At 62.6% G+C, this 18363-nt stretch carries 15 protein-coding genes; 13 read left to right on the forward strand and 2 right to left on the reverse strand.

The features are described 5' to 3' along the window. Nucleotides 1–467 precede the first annotated feature (467 nt). The 8 genes from tolQ to ftsH all read left to right on the forward strand — a co-directional run bounded on the left by tolQ (nt 468) and on the right by ftsH (nt 9712). Nucleotides 468–1178, forward strand: a complete 711-nt coding sequence (tolQ, locus tag EOA16_RS23385; RefSeq protein WP_127260357.1) for a protein TolQ — start codon at nt 468–470, stop codon at nt 1176–1178. Nucleotides 1179–1188: 10 nt separating this feature from the next. Then, nucleotides 1189–1641: a protein TolR gene (tolR, locus tag EOA16_RS23390; RefSeq protein ID WP_023811855.1), complete on the forward strand. Its 453-nt coding sequence runs from the start codon at nt 1189–1191 to the stop codon at nt 1639–1641. A gap of 7 nt (nt 1642–1648) precedes the next feature. Next, nucleotides 1649–2806: a TonB family protein gene (locus tag EOA16_RS23395; protein ID WP_127260358.1), complete on the forward strand. Its 1158-nt coding sequence runs from the start codon at nt 1649–1651 to the stop codon at nt 2804–2806. 39 nt (nt 2807–2845) lie between these two features. Next, nucleotides 2846–4156 carry a Tol-Pal system beta propeller repeat protein TolB gene (gene tolB / locus EOA16_RS23400; protein WP_127260359.1) on the forward strand — a complete coding sequence of 437 codons (1311 nt, stop codon included), beginning with the start codon at nt 2846–2848 and terminating at the stop codon, nt 4154–4156. Nucleotides 4157–4403: 247 nt separating this feature from the next. Continuing rightward, the gene (gene pal / locus EOA16_RS23405; RefSeq protein ID WP_109664780.1) at nt 4404–4910 is read left to right on the forward strand and encodes a peptidoglycan-associated lipoprotein Pal; all 507 of its coding nucleotides are present in this window, start codon (nt 4404–4406) and stop codon (nt 4908–4910) included. Nucleotides 4911–5135: 225 nt separating this feature from the next. Further along, nucleotides 5136–6230 (forward strand): tol-pal system protein YbgF, encoded by a 1095-nt coding sequence (gene ybgF / locus EOA16_RS23410; protein WP_127260360.1) that lies wholly within the window; start codon nt 5136–5138, stop codon nt 6228–6230. A 57-nt stretch (nt 6231–6287) separates the two neighbouring features. Beyond that, nucleotides 6288–7658, forward strand: coding sequence for a tRNA lysidine(34) synthetase TilS (tilS, locus tag EOA16_RS23415; protein WP_127260361.1), 1371 nt, complete (start codon nt 6288–6290; stop codon nt 7656–7658). Between the two features lie 125 nt (nt 7659–7783). Next, nucleotides 7784–9712: an ATP-dependent zinc metalloprotease FtsH gene (ftsH, locus tag EOA16_RS23420; RefSeq protein WP_127260362.1), complete on the forward strand. Its 1929-nt coding sequence runs from the start codon at nt 7784–7786 to the stop codon at nt 9710–9712. A gap of 142 nt (nt 9713–9854) precedes the next feature. On the opposite strand, the gene EOA16_RS23425 is transcribed toward ftsH, so the two are convergent. Together EOA16_RS23425 and EOA16_RS23430 are read right to left on the reverse strand one after the other, a co-directional pair. After that, nucleotides 9855–10313 carry a hypothetical protein gene (locus tag EOA16_RS23425; protein WP_127260363.1) on the reverse strand — a complete coding sequence of 153 codons (459 nt, stop codon included), beginning with the start codon at nt 10311–10313 and terminating at the stop codon, nt 9855–9857. A gap of 244 nt (nt 10314–10557) precedes the next feature. Then, nucleotides 10558–11412 (reverse strand): hypothetical protein, encoded by an 855-nt coding sequence (locus EOA16_RS23430; RefSeq protein ID WP_127260364.1) that lies wholly within the window; start codon nt 11410–11412, stop codon nt 10558–10560. A 366-nt stretch (nt 11413–11778) separates the two neighbouring features. Here EOA16_RS23430 and glmM point away from each other — a divergent pair, with 366 nt between their 5' ends. From glmM to serA, 5 genes are all read left to right on the forward strand, one after another. Next, a complete protein-coding gene (gene glmM / locus EOA16_RS23435; RefSeq protein WP_027037180.1) occupies nt 11779–13131 on the forward strand; it encodes a phosphoglucosamine mutase in 1353 nt (450 codons plus the stop codon). 251 nt (nt 13132–13382) lie between these two features. Further along, complete coding sequence (locus tag EOA16_RS23440; RefSeq protein WP_127260365.1) at nt 13383–14219, forward strand: outer membrane protein; 837 nt, start codon at nt 13383–13385, stop codon at nt 14217–14219. 209 nt (nt 14220–14428) lie between these two features. Further along, nucleotides 14429–15286 (forward strand): outer membrane beta-barrel protein, encoded by an 858-nt coding sequence (locus EOA16_RS23445; protein ID WP_127260366.1) that lies wholly within the window; start codon nt 14429–14431, stop codon nt 15284–15286. A 203-nt stretch (nt 15287–15489) separates the two neighbouring features. Further along, on the forward strand, nt 15490–16665 hold the full coding sequence (locus EOA16_RS23450) for a phosphoserine transaminase (protein ID WP_127260367.1): 1176 nt from the start codon (nt 15490–15492) through the stop codon (nt 16663–16665). 61 nt (nt 16666–16726) lie between these two features. Then, the gene (gene serA, locus EOA16_RS23455; protein ID WP_127260368.1) at nt 16727–18328 is read left to right on the forward strand and encodes a phosphoglycerate dehydrogenase; all 1602 of its coding nucleotides are present in this window, start codon (nt 16727–16729) and stop codon (nt 18326–18328) included. The last annotated feature ends 35 nt before the right edge of the window (nt 18329–18363 follow it).

Below are 18363 nucleotides of genomic sequence, written 5' to 3' on the forward strand. Positions count from 1 at the left end.
GCTCTTTGACGTATCCAGGCCAATGCGAATAAGATTTTCCACGGACGGTCTCCCTTGTTTGAGATCTGCAACGACCTCATTCTGGCACATCACGATGCCGTCGGGGGCCGTCCACCCCAACACGTACTCTAAGTACGCTCCGCTCCGGTTCTCGGGATCAGCCATTTTCGGCTCGGCCTGACCTGAATCTCAGCACACCCTTGCGGCGCTTGGACGATCGTCTTGCCATGCGCTGGGCGTGGCAATGCGCCGCGCCTTATATACTAACCCATCCTTAACCATAACGGTTCATGAAGAGATTGGTGAAGATTGGCGTTATCCGAGCGCCTTCCTTTCACCAATATTTGCCCTGAAAAGGCCGAGAACGGCACAGTTTGGGGTTGTTCCGGTAGCTTCGTGCGAACCGACCACAAGGGATGCCAGGGGCCAGCCGCCAGCTTCGCCCGGAAAATCTTAAGGACGTAACGATGGAAAATATCGCACTCGCCGACCCGGGCGCGCAATTGTCGGTTTGGTCGCTGTTCGTTTCGGCCAGTTGGGTGGTCAAGCTGGTGATGATCGGCCTGCTCTGCGCCTCGGTCTGGACCTGGGCGATCATCGTCGACAAGCTGGTTTCCTATACCCGCATGCGCGCGGCTCTCAATCGCTTCGAACAGGTGTTCTGGTCCGGGCAGTCGCTGGAAGAGCTCTACCGCACGCTCGCCGATCGCAAGACAACCGGCATGGGCGCCATTTTCGTCGCCGCGATGCGCGAGTGGAAGAAGAGTTTCGAGAAGGGCGCCAAAACGCCGCTCGGCCTGCAGACCCGCATCGACAAGGCGATGGACCTGGCGCTGACCCGCGAGATGGAAAAGCTGGAAGGCCGCCTGGGTTTCCTCGCCACCACCGGCTCGGCGGCGCCCTTCATCGGCCTGTTCGGCACCGTCATCGGCATCATGACGTCGTTCCAGGCGATCGCCGGCTCCAAGAACACCAGTCTCGCGGTGGTTGCGCCCGGCATCGCCGAAGCGCTGCTGGCGACGGCCATCGGCCTGCTCGCCGCCATTCCCGCCGTCATCGCCTACAACAAGCTGTCGTCCGACGCGAGCAAGATAGCGGTGCGCATGGAAGGGTTCTCCGATGAGTTCTCCGCCATACTCTCGCGCCAAATCGATGAAAAAGTGGCCCCCAAGGCCTGAGGAGTAGCAGATGGGTATGTCCATGGGCATGGGAGGACGCGGCGGGCGCGGCCACAGGCGGCGCGGCCGTCACCATGCACTGATGTCCGAGATCAACGTCACGCCGATGGTCGACGTGATGCTGGTGCTGCTGATCATCTTCATGGTCGCCGCACCAATGCTGACGGTCGGCGTGCCGATCGACCTGCCGGATACGCAGGCGAAGGCGATGAATGCCGACACGCAGCCGATCACCGTCTCGATCAACGCCGCCGGCCAGATCTATCTGCAGGAAACCGAGATCCCGATCGAGGAGCTGGTAGCCAAGCTGCAGGCGATCTCGAAGACCGGCTATGAGGAGCGCATCTTCATCCGCGGCGACAAGTCGACCGACTATGGCACGGCGATGAAGGTGATGGCCCGCATTTCGGCCGCTGGCTACAAGAACATCGGCCTGGTTTCACTGCAGGAACAGGATCAGTAGACGTCCGATGAAGACCGGCCTCACCACATCGGTGGTCTTGCATGCGGCGGCGCTGACCTTCGGCCTGTTCACGCTGACGGCGCCGGCAGCACTTCCGTCGTCCGACGTCGAGTCGGTCGCGGTCGACATCGTGCCGATGGAAGCCGTCGCGCAGACGTTGCAGGGCGACAAGAAGGCCGTGATGCATGAAAAGCCGGCGCCTGTGCCGACCCAGCGCCCGGACATCGTTCCGGATGCGCAGAAGGTTGGCGAGAACAGCGTGGACACCGACAAGCCGATAACGCCGGAAGCCAAGCCGAAGCCCGTCGACATGACCTCGGCTCCGCCGCCCGCGCCGACCCCGATCGAGAAGCCGAAGCCCGAGGACGTGCCGAAGCCGCAGGAGAAGCCCAAGCCCATTCCGGCAACGGAAGTGGCGCCGGCGCCGACGCCCAAGGAAGAGGTCAAGCCCGAGCCGGTCAAGCAGCCCGACCCCAAGCCGACACCGGCCAAGCCGGCGCCGACCCCGCCGCCGCAGGACAAGACCGCCGCCATCGATCCGACGCCCGAGGTCAAACCGGATGCCGTCGCCGAGGCCATAGCGCAGGAGCCGCCCGCCGAGGCGACGCAGCTGCCGGACTCCGCACCCGCGCCGGAAGCCCGGCCGAAGCCGCAGCCGGCGCAGGCCGAAAGCGCCAAGGCGCCGGAGCGCAAGGATGCCGACAAGCCGGTCAAGGAAGCGTCGTCGAAGCCGAAGTCCGACGACAAGCAATTCAACGCCGACGAGATTTCGGCCATGCTGGACAAGCAGAAGCCGTCCGGCGGCGGCGCCAAGCGCTCGACGCAGCAGGCGTCGCTCGGCGGCGACAAGGACCAGGGCCAGAAGCTCTCCAGGTCGGAGATGGGAGCTCTGGAAAGCCAGCTTGGCGGCTGCTGGACCCTTCCTGTCGGCCTTGAAGGTTCCGAGAATTTCGTCGTCGTCGTGCGGTTCAACCTGGATGCCTCCGGAAAGCTGGACGGGCGCCCGGCGGTCGAAACGTCAAGCGGAAACCGTCAGTTCGACGAAAGTGCGGTTCGTGCAGTGCAAAAATGCGATGTCACCGGCCTGCAGGTTCCCGCCGGCAAGCAGGACATCTGGGCCGACGTCCGCGTCACCTTCGATCCAAGGGAAATGCTCGGCCTCTAGGCCCGCGCATCCGAAAATCAGTACGAGAAGCGAGAAGACATGAAATCAATCCTCAAGCCGCTCCTGATGATCGCAGCAATGGCGATGGGCATGACCGCGGCCGGCACGCTGCCGGCGCTGGCGCTGGTCGAGCTCAACGTCAACAAGGGCAATGTCGAGCCGCTGCCGATCGCCATCACGGATTTCCAGGGCGGCGACGCGCTTGGGGCGCAGATTTCGCAGATCGTCACCGCCGATTTGAAGCGCTCGGGCCTGTTTGCGCCAATCGACAAGAGCGCCTTTATCGAGAAGATCACCAACCCCGATGCAGCGCCGCGCTTCGACGACTGGAAGGTGATCAACGCGCAGGCGCTGGTCACCGGCAGCGTCAGCAAGGAAGCCGACGGCCGCATCCGCGCCCAGTACCGGTTGTGGGATACCTTTGCCGGCCAGCAGATGGCTGGCGAGCAGTTCTTCGCCAACGACGCCAATCAGCGGCGTGTCGCCCATATCATCGCCGACGCGATCTATGAGCGGCTGACCGGCGAGAAGGGCTATTTCGACACCCGGGTCGTCTTCATTGACGAATCCGGCGCCAAGAATGCGCGCAAGAAGCGCCTCGCGATCATGGACCAGGACGGCGCCAATGTGCGCTATCTCTCGGACGGCAGGTCGATCGTGCTGACGCCGCGTTTCTCGCCGAACCGGCAGGAAATCACCTATATGTCGTATGAAAGCGGCCAGCCGCGGGTCTATCTGCTGCAGATCGAGACCGGCCAGCGCGAACTGGTCGGCAATTTCCCCGGCATGACCTTTGCGCCGCGCTTTTCGCCCGACGGCCAGAAGGTGATCATGAGCCTGCTGCGCGACGACGGCAATTCCAACATCTTCGCCATGGATTTGCGCAGCCGTTCGACGACGCGGCTGACCAATTCGACCGCCATCGACACCTCGCCGTCCTATTCGCCCGACGGCAGCAAGGTGGTGTTCACCTCCGACCGTGGCGGCCGCGCACAGATCTACGTGATGGGCGCCGACGGCTCGGGCCAGACCCGCATCTCCTTCGGCGACGGCGTCTATTCTACACCGGTCTGGTCGCCGCGCGGCGACCTCATCGCCTTCACCAAGCAGACCGGCGGCGAATTCCAGATCGGCGTCATGAAGACCGATGGTTCGGGCGAGCGCATCCTGTCTTCCGGCTTCCAGCAGGAGGGGCCGACTTGGGCGCCGAATGGCCGCGTGCTGATGTTCTTCCGCGATTCCGCCGGCGGCCCCAAACTGGTTTCGGTCGATCTTACCGGCCGCAACGAACAGCCAATTCCGACGGCGAACTTCGCTTCGGACCCCGCCTGGTCGCCGCTGCTCGAATAGGTTCGGCTGAATTGCCACACATGCTGAAAAGGGGCCGTTTCGGCCCCTTTTCCATGCCTTGGTCGCGTTTTGGCCGTATTTCCGCCTAGGGTCCGCGTGAAATGTGGCCTCACGCCAACGGCTGCGGACGGGCAGCCTAAACCAATTTTTAACCGTGTTTCTTGAATGCCGGTTAACCCAAACGTGGTTACTGGGTGATCAACGAAATCACTCAATTAGATCACTCGAAATACGAAGGAGAGGCGGCATGGGCCGTATCGCAGCACTTACCAGAAACCCGGTCATGATCGCCTTGGTGGCGATGCTCGCCATCGCCGGTTGCGCCTCGAAGAAGACGCCGAATAACGCGGCCGATCTTGGCCTTAACGGCGCCGGCGCGGCAACGCCCGGCTCGGCGCAGGACTTCACCGTCAACATCGGTGACCGCATCTTCTTCGATACGGACTCGACCTCGATCCGTGCCGACGCGCAGACGACGCTGGCTCGTCAGGCACAGTGGCTGAACCAGTACAAGCAGTATGCCATCGTCGTCGAAGGCCATGCCGACGAACGCGGCACACGTGAATACAATCTGGCGCTCGGCGCCCGCCGCGCCGCCGCTACCCGTGACTTCCTTGTCGCCAAGGGCGTCTCGGCCAGCCGTCTCAAGACCATTTCCTACGGCAAGGAACGTCCGGTCGCGGTTTGCGACGACATCTCCTGCTGGTCGCAGAATCGCCGCGCGGTCACCACGCTTAGCGGTGCTGGCTCCTGAGGCATCATGCAGCCGACCGGCGCGTCAAAGAACGTGCGGCCGTCTAGCGATAAAAATGCAACATACCTGTGCGAAAGGCGGCCCTGGGGCCGCCTTTTTCATATCCGGATGCTCGAAACAAAATTTGGCCGAAGTCTCGGCTCCTGCTATGAGCCGAGGGCGCTTGGCTGGTCCCATGCTGATTGGAAGGCGCGAACAAGCTAACGAAATCACTGCGAGAGGCACATGCATTTGAGATCGGTTCTGAGCGGCACGCTTGCGCTGCTGCTCCTATCAGGCGTCACCGCCCTGGCTAGCGGCACCGGGCAATCAACCGACAGCGGCTTCACCTTCCATCTTCCCAGTATCGAATTGCCCAGCTTCTTTGGTCAAAAGAAGAAACCGGACCAGGTGCAGCTGGTGCAGTCCGATCCTGCCGCTGTCACCAGCCTGGAAGAGCAGCTGCGGCAGATGAACGGCAAGATCGAGGAACTCAATTTCCAGGTCCTGCAGATGCAGGAGCAGATCCGCAAGCAGCAGGAAGACAATGAATTCCGCTTCCAGCAACTTGAAGGCGGCGGCACGCAAGGCGGACAGCCGCCGGCACAGAAGAAGTCGGACGCCGCCACCGGCGCCGACACCGACGTGGCGGCGGCCCCGGCAATACGGGCGCCGGCCGATGCCGGCGCCGCGCCCGGCAACAATCAATCGGCAGGCGGCAAGACGGTCGAGGACGTCATCGTCGAATCTCCCGATGGCGACCCCGGCAAGGTTATTCCCGGTACGGGAGCGCCGGAAAAGAATTTCGGCACCATCACGGTCGACAAGAACGGCAACGTCATCGATGCCGGCGGCAACACGCAGTCGACCGCGCCGGCGCAGGACACCGCGCCAGTCGCCGGGGCGGCGCCCAAGGCCGGCAAATCCGATACGGTGGTCGCGGCGTTGCCCGCCACCAACGACCCGGAGGAGCTCTACCGCAACTCCTACCAGTTCATCCTCTCGGGCGACTACGGCACCGCCGAGCAGGGTTTTCGCGACCACATCGCCCGCTTCCCCAAGGATGCGAAGGCAGCGGACGCGCATTACTGGCTGGGCGAGTCATTGCTCGGCCAGCAGAAATACCGCGATGCGGCCGAGACGTTCCTTGCCGCCAGCAAGGACTACCCGAAGGCCAAGAAAGCTCCCGACATGTTGCTGAAGCTCGGCGTGTCGCTGGTTGGCCTCAAGCAGCATGACGTTGCCTGCGCCACCTTCAGCGAGGTCGGCAAGCGCTACCCTGATATTTCCAGCGCGCTCAAGGAACGCGTCAAGCAGGAGAAGGCTCTGGCTGCCTGCTGATCCTTGTCATACATGTCGTTGTCCTGAAACCGGGATCACTTTTGGGCGACATGCATTATGCTCGACACCGAGCTGGACCTTTCGACTAACCTTTTTTCGCATATCGATTTTGCCAGCGGCGCTGTTGCGGCCGTGTCTGGCGGCAGCGACTCGACCGCCCTGCTCCTTCTTCTCAAACATCATCTCGACCGTACTGCGCCGGCAACCAGGCTGCTGGCGGTGACGATCGACCACGGTTTGCGGTCCGGTTCGGCTGCGGAAGCGCAAACAGTGGCGAAGCTGTGCGCCACACTCGGAATCTCACACCGGATCCTGACATGGTCGGGCCCCAAGCCATCGACCGGCCTGCCCGCCGCCGCTCGCGAGGCGCGCTACCGGCTGCTGGCCGAGGCGGCACAAACCGAAGGCATCGGCATGATCCTCACCGGCCATACCGCCGACGACCAGGCGGAGACGGTGCTGATGCGGCACGCGCGGGACGAGGGCCAGGGCCATGCCGAAATGGCAGGCCGAGGACTTGCCGGCATGGCACCGGCCACCCTCTATGACTGGCGCGAGTGGATCGTGCGGCCGCTTCTCGGGTTGCGGCGCGCGGCGCTGCGCGACGTCCTGCGCCGTCAAAATGTCGGCTGGGCCGATGATCCGACCAATATCGACGCGGCCTTCGAGCGACCGCGTGTGCGGGCCGCACTTGCCGGCGAGAGTGTCGAGCATGTGGAGGGCATGTTGATGCTCGCGGGCCAGGCCGCCCTCGAGCGCAGGCAGCTTGGCGCCAGCGCAGCCGATTTGATCGATCGCTTCGCCAGCCAGCCAGCCATCGGCCTCATCCGCCTCGACCCGTGCTTGCTCTCCCCCGGTGACGAGCGAGCGGCTGTCTATGCGTTGCGCATCCTGCTGGCCACGACCGGCGGGATTGCCTTCCTGCCGGATCAGGCCCGCAGCGAGGCGCTGTTCGGTCGGCTGAGGGCTGGATTTCTTTGCGCCACATTGTCGCGGACGGTCGTGGATTCCCGGCGCTCCGGCATCTTCCTGCGCCGCGAGGCGCGCGGCCTGCCCGCCGCCGCTGCCGCCGGCAGCATTCTGTGGGATGGCCGCCGGCGCATCACATTGAACGACAGCAGCAGCGCATTGTTGATTGCCTCGTTAGGCACGGCAGCGGCGAAGCGGCTGGCGACGGGTGAAGGAAAAGCCCCGCCGAGCCTGATGCGCGCGGCGCTCGCGGCCGAACCGGCGTTGTGGCAGGCCGGTGAATGCCTTGGTTTGCCTGGATATGGACTGAAGTCTGCGATGGTGGAAGTGCGGCCGGTCGTTACCCCCTTCGGCCGCTTCCTGCCATCCTTCGACCTGGCGCTGGCGCGGGCGGTCGCCGGGCTGATTGGCGCGGCCCCGGTTCCGCCCTTGCCTTTCAGCGGCCACAGTGCCGGCTGATGGTTGCGCGAAAGCTTAACCCAGACGTGCTGTTCTGCTTGGCAAGGGGGGACGCTCTCCCTATGTTAGGCCCAAGTTTCCTCTCATGACGCGTGTCCGCCCCGCGGATGCCAACGGGACAATTGATGAATCCGAACTATCGCAACCTCGCGCTCTGGGCGATCATAGCGGTCCTGCTCATAGCCCTGTTCAATCTGTTCCAGACGCCGCAGACGCGAGGGGCTTCCAGCGATGTGCCTTATTCGCAGTTCCTGCAGGATGTCGCGGCGGGCCGGGTCAAGACGGTGACCATCGCGGGCGCCCGCATCAGCGGCACCTACACCGACAATGCCAGTGGCTTCCAGACCTATTCGCCCGGCGATCCTTCGCTGGTCTCGCGACTGCAGGACAAGAACGTCACCATCAATGCGCGGCCTGAAACAGACGGTTCCAATTCGCTGTTCGGCTATTTGATCTCCTGGCTGCCGATGATCCTCATCCTCGGCGTCTGGATATTCTTCATGCGCCAGATGCAGTCCGGCTCCGGCCGCGCCATGGGCTTCGGCAAGTCGAAGGCCAAGCTGCTCACCGAAGCGCATGGCCGTGTCACTTTCCAGGACGTTGCCGGCGTCGACGAAGCCAAGGAAGATCTGGAAGAGATCGTCGAGTTCCTGCGCGATCCGCAGAAGTTCCAGCGGCTCGGCGGCAAGATTCCGCGCGGCGTGCTGCTCGTCGGCCCTCCGGGAACCGGCAAGACGCTGCTTGCGCGCTCGGTTGCCGGCGAAGCCAATGTGCCGTTCTTCACCATTTCCGGTTCGGACTTCGTCGAGATGTTCGTCGGCGTCGGTGCAAGCCGCGTCCGCGACATGTTCGACCAGGCCAAGAAGAACGCACCCTGCATCATCTTCATCGACGAAATCGACGCTGTGGGGCGTCATCGTGGCGCCGGCCTCGGCGGTGGCAATGACGAGCGCGAGCAGACGCTGAACCAGCTGCTGGTCGAGATGGACGGCTTCGAGTCCAACGAGAGCATCATCCTGATCGCTGCCACCAACCGGCCCGATGTGCTCGATCCGGCACTGCTCAGGCCAGGCCGCTTCGACCGCCAGGTTGTGGTGCCGAACCCCGACATCGTCGGCCGCGAGAAGATACTCAAGGTGCATGTGCGCAACGTGCCGCTGGCACCCAATGTCGACCTCAAGGTAATCGCGCGCGGTACGCCGGGCTTCTCCGGCGCCGACCTGATGAACCTCGTCAACGAATCCGCGCTGATGGCGGCACGCCGCAACAAGCGCCTCGTCACCATGGCCGAATTCGAGGACGCCAAGGACAAGATCATGATGGGCGCCGAGCGCCGCTCGTCGGCCATGACACAGGCCGAGAAGGAGCTGACCGCCTACCACGAGGCCGGCCATGCCATCCTCGCGCTCAACGTGCCGTCGGCTGATCCGCTGCACAAGGCCACCATCATCCCGCGTGGCCGGGCGCTGGGCATGGTCATGCAGTTGCCGGAAGGCGACCGCTATTCGATGAGCTACAAATACATGGTCTCGCGGCTCGCCATCATGATGGGCGGCCGTGTCGCCGAGGAGTTCAAGTTCGGCAAGGAGAACATCACCTCCGGCGCCTCTTCCGATATCGAGCAGGCGACCAAGCTGGCCCGCGCCATGGTCACACGCTGGGGCTTTTCCGACAAGCTCGGCCATGTCGCCTATGGCGACAACCAGGAGGAGGTATTCCTCGGCCATTCGGTGGCACGCACGCAGAACGTCTCGGAAGAAACCGCGCAGATCATCGACGCTGAAGTGCGCCGTTTGATCGACGAGGCGTATTCGTCGGCGAAGTCCATCCTGACCAAGAAGAAGAAGGAATGGATCGCGTTGGCGCAGGGCCTGCTGGAATACGAAACGCTGTCCGGCGAGGAGATCAAGCAGTTGATCGCCGGCCACAAGCCCGCGCGCGACCTTGGCGACGACACGCCGCCGAGCCGTGGCTCGGCCGTGCCGAAGTCCGGCGGCCGGCGCAAGAAGGGGCCGGAGCCCGAAGGCGGTATGGAACCACAGCCGCAGGGCTAGGGCGGACGTGCGTAAGAGCATCATCCTCGGGTTTGACCCACTGCTTTGCACTCCGCTTAACCGCAAAGCAGTGGAATAAGCAGGATGACGGCTTACCGTCTGCGGGCAAATGGCGAATAGCCATATCCGCCGTGTTCGACTTTTATGACTCAGCTTTCAGCCGCGCATTGCAGAGGCTGTAATAGCCGCCGCCCTTCTGAATCCAGCGAAGGCCGTTCAGCGTACCTGCGTCCTTGTTGCCGTGGTAACCCTGCAGGCAGGTCTTCATCCGCGCCTTCGCGGGTTTTTCGGTCTTGAACTCCGCGGCGAGGGTGGTCGGGAATGTCACGCCTGCCGGCGCTAACGTGGGGGCGACCGCCGCGCTGATTTGCTTTACCTGCTGCGTCTCGTTTTTGATCGTATCCGCGCTGACACTGTCCGCAGCGGGCGTCGTGCATTTCTCCTTGCGGAAAGCGGCCCAGTCCATGCCGTTCAGAGTGCCGCCTTCCTTGGCTGTTCGATAGTTCTCTCCGCATTCCTTCATCGTCAGTGCGCTCGCAGGGGTGACGCCCCACGCGGCCAATGCCGTCACAGCCAATATCGCCAAGTTCAAACTGGACATAACACCCTCCTGGTTGATAACGAGTTCAATGCCTTTTTGTATACTGTTTGTTCCTCATATGTTCAACCGGAATCTTAGCGAGTTACTTATAAAGCCTGGCGGCAGGAAGTGTGGGCGGGTTTATGATGTCGGTCGCCTCGCCAGATGCAGATGCGAAAAGGGGAGGGGGACGTCTTCGCGGGCAACAAAAAGGCCCGCGCACCTCACGATGCACGGGCCTTCCTCACTTCTAAAAAGTAGGCGCTCAGCTCTTCAGTTTGGCGTTGCACAGGCTGTAGAAGCCGCCGCCCTTCTGGATCCACTTCAGGCCGCCAAGCGCATTGGCGTCCTTGAGGGTATAGTACTGGTCGAGGCAAGTGTGCATGCGGCCTTTCCCAGGGGTCTCGCTGGCATATTTCGGCGAGATTGCGGACGGGAAGGTGACGCCCTTGGGCGCAGCAGTGGTCGGCTTCGCCGGCTCCTTGGTGTAGCTCGCCTCGTCGGCGGCCGGCACGGTGTCGTCATCCGAGGCGCCGGCGCCGCATTCGGTCTTGCGGAAGTCGTTCCACTTCATGCCTTTCAGCGTGTTGGCCGTCTTGGCAGCCTGATATTTCGTGCTGCATTCGGCCATGCTCAGACCTTTGCCGTCGGCGGGAGCCGCGGCAGCCTTGGTGGCAGCGGGCTTGGCGGCGGCAGCGGCGGATGCGCCGGCGGCGCATTCGGACTTGCGGAAGTCATTCCACTTCATGCCGTTCAGCGTGCCGGCAGCCTTCGCCGCCTGGTACTTGGTGCTGCATTCCTTCGCCGTCAGGCCCTTGGCCGTGCTGTCGTCCGCCGCGGCGGCAGCCTTGGCAGCCTTGGCCGGCTTCGTCTCAGCAGCCTTCGTGGTGTCGGTTGCTTTCTTGGTATCGGCCGGCTTGGCGTCGGTCGTCGCCGCGGCGTCGGTGCCGCACTGAGCCTTGCGGAACTGGTTCCAGGTCGCGCCGGCAAGTGTCCCCGCATCCTTGGCGGCGTTGTACTTCGTGCTGCACTCGGCCATCGTCAGTGCGTTGGCTGGCGCGGCCAGGAACAAGGTCGCGACGGCGAGGCCGGTCAAAGTGGCAAGTCGGTGGATGAGCATAGCGTTTCTCCGTTGCAGCAGCCCATGATACGTCCCTGCAAATCAATAACGCTCAACGGCCGGTTGCGCCAGATGCCAAGTGGCGTATATATCGCCGAAAACCGGCTTCTCCCGATAAGGTGATGAAATCGTTGTCCGTTGCCTGGTTCAGAGCAAGATTTTCCTGGTGCATCCGCGCTGAAAGGCTCGAATGACTTGTATATTGCAGCATGGCAGTCTGGGCATTCAGGTTGCGGCCACGGTGTGTGCAATGCACAACAATGGTTTTCTAAGGATTGGTAACGTATAATCACACAATGTGATCATAACGCCCCGGCCAATTGTGGCATGACGTGCCGGGGAAGAACGTCGAGGAAACTGGCTAGCATGGCAGGGAATTATTTCGGCACGGACGGCATTCGGGGGCGCGCCAACAAGTTTCCGATGACCGCGGAAATCGCGATGCGGGTCGGCATGGCCGCCGGCCTCTCCTTCCAGCGCGGCAGCCACCGTCATCGTGTCGTGCTCGGCAAGGACACCAGGCTTTCCGGCTATATGATCGAGAATGCCATGGTCGCCGGTCTTTGTGCCGCCGGCATGGACGTGTTCCTGCTCGGCCCGATCCCGACGCCGGCTGTCGCCATGCTGGTGCGTTCGCTGCGCGCCGATATCGGCGTCATGATCTCGGCCTCGCACAATCCGTATTACGACAACGGCATCAAGCTGTTCGGACCCGACGGCTACAAGCTCTCCGACGAAATCGAGGAGCGCATCGAGAGCATGCTCGACAAGGATATCGAACTGGCGCTCGCCGATTCCGACGGGCTTGGCCGCGCCAAGCGCGTCGACGGCGTGCATGACCGCTACATCGAATTCGCCAAGCGCACCTTGCCGCGCTCGATGTCGCTCGCGGGCTTGAGGATCGTCGTCGATTGCGCCAATGGCGCGGCCTACAAGGTGGCGCCCGAGGCGCTGTGGGAACTGGGCGCCGAAGTCGTCGCCATCAATGTCGAGCCCAACGGCTTCAACATCAACAAGGAATGCGGCTCGACCCATCCGGCCGGCCTGCAAAAGAAGGTGCACGAAGTGCGCGCCGACATCGGCATCGCGCTCGACGGCGACGCCGATCGCGTCGTCATCGTCGATGAAAACGGCGCGATCGTCGATGGTGACCAGATCATGGCGCTGATCGCCGAATCCTGGCACCAGAGCGGGCGGCTTGCCGGTGGCGGTGTCGTCTCAACCGTGATGTCCAATCTGGGCCTCGAACGCTTCCTCGGCGACATGAAGCTGCAATTGCACCGCACCAAGGTCGGCGACCGTTATGTCGTCGAGCATATGCGCGCGCATGGGCTGAATGTCGGCGGCGAACAGTCGGGCCATATTGTGCTGTCGGACTTTTCGACCACCGGCGACGGCCTTGTTTCGGCGCTGCAGGTGCTGGCCTGCATCAAGCGGCAGGGCCGGCCGGTCAGCGAACTGTCGAAGAAATTCGAACCCGTGCCGCAACTCCTGAAGAACGTCCACATTTCCGGCGGCAAGCCGCTCGAGGAGGCGCCGGTCAAGGCCGCCATCGAAGACGCCCGTAACCGCCTCGGCAAGACCGGACGGCTGGTTATCCGGCCATCAGGGACAGAGCCGCTGATCCGCGTGATGGCCGAAGGCGACGACCCGCAACTGGTCGAGTCCGTGGTCAATGGCATCGTGGAAGTCATCTCGGAAACGCGCAGCGCCGCCTGACCCCACAGCGCCCGGCAGGACGTCGCCCAGCGCACTTTCACCCGTCAAAAGCCCGCCCTTCGGCGGGTTTTTTGTGCACCGGCGATCGATCGTTGCTGCGGGAAAGCGCGCCCAATTCCTCGAATTTTCGAGATTCGTGGTTAAGCAACAGGGTTAAACGCCTTTTAACCTTTGCAATTCATTATCCACGACTGAAAGCCAATCGCATTTCGGGCGGGTTCGCCGTTCCGAGCTTCTCAGGGGTGACAAGCATGTTCAAGACAGCAAGAAAGGTCCTGCTCGCCTTCCTGTTCGCAGGCCTGGCAGGACCGCTATTCGCAGCCGATCTGCCGGAACCGGTGGTCGAAGAGGCTCCGCCTCAGGCCGTCTACGAGCAGCCGGCCGAAGTCGGCGGCTGGTATATCCGCGGCGACATCGACTATCATAAGTCGACCGTGCGCGGCATCGACTATATGACCTACACCGTCGATCCCTGTAATTGTACGGTCACGCCTGGCACCAGAAGCTTCGATTTCGGCAAGCTCAAGGGCGGGTTCTCGCTCGGCGCCGGCGTTGGTTACAAGATCAACGACCACTTCCGGACCGACCTGACCGCCGACTACTGGTTCAAGTCGAACTTCAACGGCGGCACCTCGGATATCAACGGAACATCGACCGAAGTGTCGAAGATGAGCGCCCTCTTGCTGCTGGCCAATGCCTATGTCGATCTCGGCACCTATCACGGCATCACGCCCTATGTCGGTGCCGGCATCGGCGGTGCGCGCGTCAAGTGGGATACTGTCTACGACCCGAACACCACCGAGACCAATCCGGGAGCGTCCAACTGGCGTTTCGCTTACGCCCTTATGGCCGGTGCTTCCTACTGCCTGACCGACAAAATCATCCTCGACGCGGGCTATCGCTTCTCCCATATCCAGGGTGGCCGCATGTTCGAGTGGGATGTCAGCAGCTCCGGCCCCGGCTTCGACCGTGGCATCAACACGCATGAAGTGCGCGGTGGCCTGCGCTATCAGTTCGGTGGCAGCAATGGTTGCGCCGCGCCGGTCGTTGCCTACCAGCCCGAACCCGAGCCGATCTACACCAAGTAACGCCATCTACATCACTTGAATTCTTCGAAAACCGCCCGGTCTCAGCCGGGCGGTTTTTCGTTTCGGCGGCCTGGAACCAACAGCGGAAATGAATTCGCTAACGCTCTGTTAGCCTTAACCGGCACTTAACCACTATGGTTAACAATGCTCCTTGAAACGATGGCTGCCGCTGCGATTGCGGGCGGCGCCAAATTCGGGAGTCGGGGACCATGAAACTTACATCGCGTATGGCGCTGGCGCTCGGTGCACTAGCCCTCCTGCCGCTGACGCCGGTGCACGCGGCCGACTACGATCCGCCGATCTATGTCGACCAGGCGCCCGACTACGTCCCTGTCGAGGTCGGCTCCGGCTGGTATCTGCGCGGCGATCTCGGCTATGCCTTCAACAAGCCTTATGAATTTTCGGAAACTCCGGCCGGCCTGGTTACGGACACCAGCCCGCTGTCTGGTTCGATAGGTATGGGCTATCATTTCAATGATTACTTCCGCGGTGAATTGAACTTCGGCCTTTTGCCGACAAGCAAATTCGCCAGCAAATTCGACAGTACTTGCGATGGAACGCAGACGGTGAGTGTCACCAGCGGCGGTAGTACTAGCGTGTTCGCCGGCCCAAGTACCCGCGGATGCGAAGGCTCCAACAACGGCAACAACAAGGCCTACGATGTGATGGCCAGCGCGTTTGTCGATCTGGGCACTTATGTCGGCTTCACGCCCTATGTCGGAGGCGGTGTCGGCATAGCGTACAGCACCTACAACTACGCTCAGGGCGCTCGCAACTGTCAGAATTCATCGACAACATCAGGCACAACCACGACCATCTTTGAATGCGACGATCCAAACGGCTATGACGGGACAACGCAGTCGGAGAAGCAATTCAGCTTCGCGTATACGCTCGGCGCCGGCTTTGCTTATCAGGTCAGCAAGAATGTTGCAGTCGATGTCGGCTATCAATACACGGCTCTGCCTTCCGCGAAATACGTGACAGCAGACGATGTCGGCAACCCTGTATTCAAAAAGGGCCTCGATTACCATCAGGTCAAGGTCGGGTTGCGCTACGACCTCTGGTAGCACGTTTGGGCTGACCGAAACTCTGACGGCGGATCTTCGGGGTCCGCCGTTTGCGTTTGAAGTCACGACATCCTGATCAGGGATCACCGGTATCCCGGCAGCGACAAAAACTTTCCTCTTGACGCCTGAGGTCTGAACGCATATCGCCGTCCGTGGGCCACCCCTCCCCAACGAGGGGCCACTATCTGGAAGGATAGACCACGATGACGACGCATACGAAGCCCGGACTCCGTCCGGCAAACCCCAATTTTTCCTCAGGTCCCTGCGCGAAACGCCCCGGCTGGTCGGTCGAGGCGCTGAAAGCTGCTGCGCTGGGCCGTTCCCACCGCGCCAAGATCGGCAAGACCAAGCTCGAACAGGCGATCGAGCTGACGCGGGAAATTCTCCAGGTCCCGGCGGGTTACCGCATCGGCATCGTGCCGGCGTCGGACACCGGCGCTGTCGAGATGGCTCTGTGGTCGCTGCTCGGCGAACGCGGTGTCGACATGGTTGCCTGGGAGAGCTTTGGCTCCGGCTGGGTCACCGACGTGGTCAAGCAGTTGAAGCTCGCCGATGTGCGCAGGATCGAAGCCGGCTACGGCGAGCTGCCTGATCTCACCAAGATCGATTTCGACCGCGATGTGGTCTTCACCTGGAACGGCACCACGTCGGGCGTGCGCGTGCCGAACGGCGATTTCATTCCCGCCGACCGCAAGGGCCTGACTGTCTGCGATGCGACCTCCGCCGCATTCGCGCAGAGGCTCGACTTCGAAAAGCTCGATGTCGTCACTTTCTCCTGGCAGAAGGTGCTGGGCGGCGAGGGCGCTCACGGCATGCTTATTCTCAGCCCGCGCGCTGTCGAGCGGCTGGAGACCTACAAGCCTTCATGGCCGCTGCCGAAAATCTTCCGCCTGACCTCGGGCGGCAAACTGATCGAAGGCATCTTCAGGGGCGAGACCATCAACACGCCCTCGATGCTGTGCGTCGAGGACTACCTCGATGCGCTCAACTGGGCGAAGTCGACCGGCGGCCTCGACGCGCTGATCGCCAGGGCGGATGCCAATGCGGCGGTCCTCGACCGCTTTGTCGGCAAGTCCTCCTGGCTCGGCCATCTTGCCGTCCAGCCGGCGACACGGTCGAACACGTCCGTCTGCCTGTCCTTCACCGACCCGGACGTGTCCGCGCTCGACGCTGACGGGCAGGCGGCTTTCGCCAAGGGGCTGGTGTCGGTGCTCGACAAGGAAGGCGTCGCCTACGATATCGGCGCCTATCGCGACGCACCGCCCGGCCTTCGCATCTGGTGCGGCGCGACGGTCGAGACGTCGGATCTCGAAGCGCTGTTGCCCTGGCTCGACTGGGCATTCGCCGCACAGAAGGCGTCGCTCAAGGCTGCCGCCTGAGATCATTCGCGGCGGCCTTCGGGCCGCCCACTGCCATCAAATCCATTTCAAGGAGGCCGCCATGGCGCCCCGCGTTCTCGTCTCAGACAAACTCTCCCCCACCGCCGTGCAAATCTTCAAGGATCGTGGCATCGAGGTCGACTATCTGCCCGATCTCGGCAAGGACAAGGAAAAGCTTGCCGAAGTGATCGGCCAGTATGACGGCCTCGCCATCCGCTCGGCGACCAAGGTCACCGAAAGGCTGATCAACGCCGCTACCAATCTCAAAGTCATCGGCCGCGCCGGCATCGGCGTCGACAATGTCGATATCCCGGCGGCAAGCCGCAAGGGCATCATCGTGATGAACACGCCCTTCGGCAACTCGATCACCACAGCCGAACATGCGGTGGCGATGATCTTCGCGCTGGCGCGCCAGATCCCTGAAGCCAACGCCTCGACCCATGCCGGCAAATGGGAAAAGAACCGCTTCATGGGTGTCGAGATCACCGGCAAGACGCTGGGCGTCATCGGCTGCGGCAACATCGGTTCGATCGTCGCGACGCGCGGCGTTGGCCTCAAGATGCACGTCATCGCCTTCGACCCCTTCCTGTCGGACAAGCGTGCCGAGGAACTTGGCGTCGACAAGGTCGAGCTCGACGAACTGTTCGCCCGCGCCGATTTCATCACCCTGCACACGCCGCTGACCGACAAGACGCGCAACATCATCGATGCCGCGGCAATCGCCAAGATGAAGAAGGGCGTGCGCATCATCAATTGCGCACGCGGCGGTCTGATCGTCGAGGCCGACCTGATCGCGGCGCTGAAGAGCGGCAAGGTGGCCGGCGCCGGCGTCGACGTCTTCGAGGTCGAACCGGCCGAGAACAACGAACTGTTCGGCATGGAGAATGTGGTGGCGACACCGCATCTCGGCGCCTCTACGACGGAGGCCCAGGAGAATGTCGCGCTGCAGGTTGCCGAGCAGATGGCCGACTATCTGATCAAGGGCGCCGTCTCCAACGCCATCAACATGCCGTCGATCACCGCCGAGGAGGCGCCGCGGCTGAAGCCGTTCGTCAAGCTCGCCGAGGTGCTCGGCGCCTTTGTCGGCCAGGTCACCGAGGATCCGATCAAGGAGGTCGAGATCCTGTTCGACGGCTCGACCGCGACGATGAACACGCGCGCGCTGATCAGCGCTGCCCTCGCCGGGCTGATCCGGCCGCAGGTCTCGGACGTCAACATGGTGTCGGCGCCGATCATGGTGAAGGAGCGCGGCATCATTGTTGCCGAGGTCAAGCGCGACAAGTCGGGCGTGTTCGACGGCTACATCAAGCTGACGGTGAAGACCGAGCACATGACGCGTTCGATCGCCGGCACATGTTTCTCGGATGGCAAGCCACGCTTCATCCAGATCAAGGGCATCAACCTCGATGCCGAGGTCGGCCAGCACATGCTCTACACCACCAATGCGGACGCGCCGGGCATCATCGGCCTGCTCGGCACCGTGTGCGGCGAGAATGGCGTCAACATCGCCAACTTCCAGCTTGGCCGCAACCGGCCGGGCGGCGATGCCATCGCGCTCCTCTATCTCGACGCGCCGTTCCCTGAGTCGGTGCTGGAAAAGATCAAGGCGCATAAGTCGATCGACTCGGCCAAGCGGCTGCAGTTCGACGTCAACGCGATGTGATCGAGAACAGGCGGTCGCCCTCGTTGATGCCGGCC

The sequence above is a fragment of the Mesorhizobium sp. M7A.F.Ca.US.008.03.1.1 genome (assembly GCF_003997495.1).
Classification (GTDB): Bacteria; Pseudomonadota; Alphaproteobacteria; order Rhizobiales; family Rhizobiaceae; genus Mesorhizobium.

Excerpts from the sequence above, each read along its gene's own strand:
- EOA16_RS23450 (WP_127260367.1), top strand. The coding sequence starts at position 15,490 with ATGACGACGCATACGAAGCCCGGACTCCGTCCGGCAAACCCCAATTTT.
- tolB (WP_127260359.1), top strand. The coding sequence starts at position 2,846 with ATGAAATCAATCCTCAAGCCGCTCCTGATGATCGCAGCAATGGCGATG.
- EOA16_RS23430 (WP_127260364.1), bottom strand. The coding sequence starts at position 11,412 with ATGCTCATCCACCGACTTGCCACTTTGACCGGCCTCGCCGTCGCGACC.
- pal (WP_109664780.1), top strand. The coding sequence starts at position 4,404 with ATGGGCCGTATCGCAGCACTTACCAGAAACCCGGTCATGATCGCCTTG.
- glmM (WP_027037180.1), top strand. The coding sequence starts at position 11,779 with ATGGCAGGGAATTATTTCGGCACGGACGGCATTCGGGGGCGCGCCAAC.
- EOA16_RS23425 (WP_127260363.1), bottom strand. The coding sequence starts at position 10,313 with ATGTCCAGTTTGAACTTGGCGATATTGGCTGTGACGGCATTGGCCGCG.
- ybgF (WP_127260360.1), top strand. The coding sequence starts at position 5,136 with ATGCATTTGAGATCGGTTCTGAGCGGCACGCTTGCGCTGCTGCTCCTA.
- tolR (WP_023811855.1), top strand. The coding sequence starts at position 1,189 with ATGGGTATGTCCATGGGCATGGGAGGACGCGGCGGGCGCGGCCACAGG.
- serA (WP_127260368.1), top strand. The coding sequence starts at position 16,727 with ATGGCGCCCCGCGTTCTCGTCTCAGACAAACTCTCCCCCACCGCCGTG.
- tilS (WP_127260361.1), top strand. The coding sequence starts at position 6,288 with ATGCTCGACACCGAGCTGGACCTTTCGACTAACCTTTTTTCGCATATC.
- ftsH (WP_127260362.1), top strand. The coding sequence starts at position 7,784 with ATGAATCCGAACTATCGCAACCTCGCGCTCTGGGCGATCATAGCGGTC.
- EOA16_RS23395 (WP_127260358.1), top strand. The coding sequence starts at position 1,649 with ATGAAGACCGGCCTCACCACATCGGTGGTCTTGCATGCGGCGGCGCTG.
- tolQ (WP_127260357.1), top strand. The coding sequence starts at position 468 with ATGGAAAATATCGCACTCGCCGACCCGGGCGCGCAATTGTCGGTTTGG.
- EOA16_RS23445 (WP_127260366.1), top strand. The coding sequence starts at position 14,429 with ATGAAACTTACATCGCGTATGGCGCTGGCGCTCGGTGCACTAGCCCTC.
- EOA16_RS23440 (WP_127260365.1), top strand. The coding sequence starts at position 13,383 with ATGTTCAAGACAGCAAGAAAGGTCCTGCTCGCCTTCCTGTTCGCAGGC.